This is a genomic window from Vibrio sp. Vb2960 (assembly GCF_033337665.1).
In the GTDB taxonomy this organism is placed as follows: domain Bacteria; phylum Pseudomonadota; class Gammaproteobacteria; order Enterobacterales; family Vibrionaceae; genus Vibrio; species Vibrio alginolyticus.
The window spans coordinates 1-4458 of record NZ_JAWORD010000049.1 but is presented as its reverse complement, the minus strand read 5'-3'; the positions used below and the strand labels follow the sequence as shown (position 1 = coordinate 4458).

General features: G+C 39.4%; 4 protein-coding genes and 1 pseudogene. 1 reads left to right on the top strand and 4 read right to left on the bottom strand.

All coding sequences use genetic code 11. The annotated features are described in order from the left end of the window. The 3 genes and pseudogenes from R7O03_RS22470 to R7O03_RS22460 form a co-directional block, all read right to left on the bottom strand. Positions 1-103, bottom strand: a pseudogene (locus R7O03_RS22470) (HIT family protein); the annotation flags it as partial. A 141-nt stretch (positions 104-244) separates the two neighbouring features. Further along, a complete protein-coding gene (locus R7O03_RS22465; RefSeq protein ID WP_318132061.1) occupies positions 245-760 on the bottom strand; it encodes a hypothetical protein in 516 nt (171 codons plus the stop codon). A 136-nt stretch (positions 761-896) separates the two neighbouring features. Then, positions 897-1661, bottom strand: coding sequence for an ATP-binding protein (locus R7O03_RS22460; RefSeq protein ID WP_079402862.1), 765 nt, complete (start codon positions 1659-1661; stop codon positions 897-899). A gap of 870 nt (positions 1662-2531) precedes the next feature. Here R7O03_RS22460 and R7O03_RS22455 point away from each other — a divergent pair. Further along, on the top strand, positions 2532-3080 hold the full coding sequence (locus tag R7O03_RS22455) for a GIY-YIG nuclease family protein (RefSeq protein ID WP_031813940.1): 549 nt from the start codon (positions 2532-2534) through the stop codon (positions 3078-3080). Positions 3081-3215: 135 nt separating this feature from the next. Here the strand turns inward: R7O03_RS22455 and R7O03_RS22450 are convergent, their stop codons facing one another. Continuing rightward, complete coding sequence (locus R7O03_RS22450) at positions 3216-3797, bottom strand: hypothetical protein (RefSeq protein ID WP_258669250.1); 582 nt, start codon at positions 3795-3797, stop codon at positions 3216-3218. Between the last annotated feature and the right edge of the window lie 661 nt (positions 3798-4458).

Sequence of the window (4458 nt, the reverse complement as noted above, 5' to 3'; positions counted from 1 at the left end):
AGTTGATTGGATCATGATCTGCAAAAGCTATAACTTGGTCAGATTCGTACACGATGACCGAGTCAATTTCACGATTAACAATTTGTTCGACTATCGTAGACATCTGAACTCCTATCAAAGTATGCTAACGCCGCGTTAAGTGGTGAACAACGCCAACCACTAAACTTAAACCATTGTACCTTAAACACTTAAGTTAACTTGAACCAAAACCGCCAAGCGTTGTGAATCCGCCTTAAACGCCTTGTTAGGTCTTGATTTTAAAACCTTTTAGTAATTCTTGTGTAAAGTTGACCGAATTTTCATAAGACTGACACCAGTAATCATGAATAGAAAAAGTCACAAGCTTATTACCCATTCGAAAGTGTTGTGTATAAATTCTAAAGCTACTTTTTTTGTCATATGCATCAAGTACAAAGGACTGGATGTTTGAATCAAAATCTATTGTTTCTTGCATGTATTTAAAATTATTTTCTGGGTTTGAATGCTTGGAGTTTTTAACAATTTCGAGATCTCGTTGTGCCCAACCACTCAAAGGAGTATCAACATTGTATGTGGATACATAAATCGAAAAAATCCCATCTGCTGAATCAACTCTAACCCCACCTTCTATAGATTCAGGCTTCCATGACTCAGGTAAAGATAAAACCCAAGTATCAGTAGATAATTCTATGTGTTTCGATTCTAGTTCCACGTCAGCTCCATTAACATTTAATATTTGAAGAAAGAATAAAATTGATATGATTTTGATAACCAATTGCATGAGAAATACTCTAGAGACCTAACGCTCTGTTAAGGTGTGAGCAACGCAATGCCGAAGCTCCCGCATACCACCTTAATCACTTAAACCAACGCATGGTAAAAATGCCACGCGTTGCGAATCACTCTTGAACAGTTTGTTAGTTGTTTTTTTGCATACGCTCTAGAATATAATCTTGTAGAGCTAAACCTTTTAATTTTTGCTTGCAGCCATTTACTCGAACCCAAGTGTCACCAGATGAATTGAAAAACAAACCAATGGTGTTTGACTTTGGGACGTTTACTTCAAAAACATACCCACTCTCGGTATTTATTACTGAGTGAAATCTAACGGTGATTTTTGTTGGATCTATTGCTGGCTGAATCGTACCAATCTTAGCGTTAACTACTTTGTTTATTTCGTCCTTTTGTGCCGTTGATAGATGTAAACTTTTCACCTTACCATCATCGCAAATTCCCCAGAAAATACTGCCACCAGATCCGTTAAGGAATGCAACCACGTATTCGTCAACCAAGTTCTGGATAGATTTAGCAGGGTTACTTCCTTTTACTTCTTTAAACTCATGGGTCAAATCTTCTTCTAGAGAACAAACCTCACCCTCAATGAATCTATGCTGAACATTATCAGCAACGATTTCCAGTTCATCAGGAAGAGACTCAAAAAATGTTCTAAGTTTTTTAATGCTCCCCGAACTCATACGGACAGACTGAGACATTTTATTTATAGAGCCACAACTCGCGATCAACGAATCTAGTTGTTCAAGTGCTCTAGTTTTACCAACCAGTTGACCCCAAGTTTCAATTTGTCTATTCCGTTGAGGACCACTTTGCAAACCGCCGGGATAATACCTATCGTTGATTACTTCAAACGCGACATCTAAATCCCAGTTCTTATTAATGATCACAATTGCTTCCTATTATTCCGAAGTTTGGTAAAACAACTAACGCCCTGCTAAGGGGTGAGCAACGCAATACCTAAGCCGCTGCATACCACCTTAATCACTAAATTCAACGCATAGTAAAAATGCCACGCGTTGCGAATCCCTCTTGAGCAGTTTGTTAGTCGCGAGGCACCGAGCGACAATTTTAAGCCGAACTAAACTTTGCGAACAACAAACTTTATGTGCTTTGATGCATTCAAGTCAGACGTAGTCTCAAAGCGGCTACTCAATGAAACCACTTGGAATTAACAACGCCGCAGAAAACGGACTGACAACACCAAAAAGAGCCTTTGGAAAGCCAATCTCACAGTGCGGACTTTCAACAAAGTCACTGAAACCACGTGGAACTTACAACACCAGAGAAAACGTCTTTTCAGCAAGTAAATAAGCCTTTAAACCAACAAGCTCACCGAGCAGATTTGCAACCAAAAACAGATTTTCGATTGCCCCGCTCTATCACCACCAAAGAACGAAACAACCGCTTGAAAAATAGCAATGCATTGATTTAGAACCAATGAAAATGAGCTTTGACCGTCGAAGATGGAACTATGAATCAAACAACCAGTAGCCAAGTTTTGAGCTTAGAAACATGATTTTGATTGCTAGCTTTTTCTGGCGACTAACGCCCTGTTAAGGTGTGAGCAACGCAATACCGATGCTCCCGTATAATACCTTAAACACCTGACGCAACGCATAGCAAAAATGCCAAGCGTTGCGAATCACTCTTAAACAGATTGTTATGTGTACTTTCAACCATTTGCTTTTGACAAATCTCAATATTATTCAGCTCACACCATGCTAACCTTTGCACAAACATACAGTACGGTGATTTGAATGGACAGAAATAGCTTGGAAGAAGCCCTTAAAACTCCGTTTAGGAACAATAAATATCGTTGTGACCATATCTATATCGCCTACTCACCAGCACTACATATTTTTAAGATTGGCATTACTAGCAACCCCAAAGCACGACTGTCCCAATTGAAAACTACTGGTATTGGAGAAGTGAAAGACTGGGAATACCATTTTGTACGTAAAGTTGGAACTATAACCGCTCACAGTCAAGAAGTAGAAGTTTCACGTCAGTTATATCACCACAATATTGAACTCAACTACCTCAACTGTACCGGTGCAGATTACTCCCGAGAGTTGTATCGATGTGATATTAAGATTATCAAAGCTGCATTCAAATCTGTTGGGCTAACTATCCCTGTGACTAGTCCTGCTTTACGTAAAAGGTTTATAGCGACTGTCCCAAAAATGAACTTTCTACAATGGGTAAATCTAAACCGTGAAAACGTCGGATTAAGCGCAATAACATTGGAAGAGCTACAAAACTCCAGATTCTATACAATTCCAGAGGATGCTAACTTTGGCGCTTGATTGAGTTCACATAACGCCCTGTTAAGGTGTGAGCAACGCAATGCCGAAGTCACCGCATACCACCTTAGACACTAAACGCAACGCATAGTAAAAATGCCAAGCGTTGCGAATCACTCTTAAACAGTTTGTTATGGCTTAGTTGTATACGCTGTCTACATTCGTTTTAGAAACGCTACCAGTCCTGAAGTCGTTCAATTCTTTTACTAGTTCCGTTGCGCCGTTTGAATTGAGCATAATTGGTGACTTTTGCGAAGGGTTACATATACCTAGAGAACAGGTGACGATCTCAAGGTAATGGTTAAACTCGTTTCCTGAATGGAATGTGTACCTATTTTCAACAGTTACACCAGCATTGTCCCAAGACTTTGTAATTGCGATTTCTTTTGTAAACTGATCTTTCCTATCAAGTGCAAGCTTGTTCCATTTTAAGTACTTTTCAATAGCCTCGATGTTTTCATCGACATACTTACGAGATATTGAAATGCTTGGTTTGATACCGTCACTGGAAGCAAGATAACTATCCATTTTAATGTTTAGAACTTCTTCGCCATCACTCATTTCTAAAAGCGATACGAAAGTAGGACGAGCTTTATACTCTGATAATAAAGAATTGAATTCTAACGATTGAAAGCTGGGTGACAAGCGATGCTCTTTACTTACACTCACACAACCAGAAATAACAGCAACTACTGCCATAGAAATTAAATACTTCTTCACTTTAATTTTCCAATTTACTTAAATAAAACTGAGCCATAACGCCCAATTAAGGGGTGAGTAACGCAATACAAAAGCCGCCGTAAACCACCTTAATCACTAAAATTAACGCATAGTAAAAATGCCACGCGTTACGAATCCCTCTTGAATTGTTTGTTAGTACGCTGCCTTAAAGCCTTTGTCACACGCCAAGATATTGAAATATAACACGAAACTTTTGGCTTAAAACTCTGAAGCCAAAGGGACAACTGCCAAACTAGAACTCAATCTCAAAACGTAAGCTGGCTAGAAGAAAAACTTGCTTAACTGCCCTATTGCCGCCGTTTTCAAATTAGCAAAAAAGACGGGCTTTAGAACTAAACGACAGCGCCAAAGAAACTCAGTGTTGATGAAAATTTACCAGCATCAAAGAAACCACACCAAAGAAATAGCCCGAAAGTTAGAAACCGTAAACGGTGAAGTCAAAGCGAAAACTCCGCATATAGTGCCACCGGAAAGAACGTGAGAGGCACTAACTGAAAGGTGTAAAGACGAGCGCCAAAACAGATAAACACCAAAACTTATGACCTTTGATGTCAAACCCGTACTAACGCCTTGTTAAGGTGTGAGGCACGCAATACCGAAGCCTCCGCATACCACCTTAACCATTAAAACCAACGCATAG

Excerpts from the sequence above, each read along its gene's own strand:
- R7O03_RS22465 (WP_318132061.1), bottom strand. The coding sequence starts at position 760 with ATGCAATTGGTTATCAAAATCATATCAATTTTATTCTTTCTTCAAATA.
- R7O03_RS22455 (WP_031813940.1), top strand. The coding sequence starts at position 2,532 with ATGGACAGAAATAGCTTGGAAGAAGCCCTTAAAACTCCGTTTAGGAAC.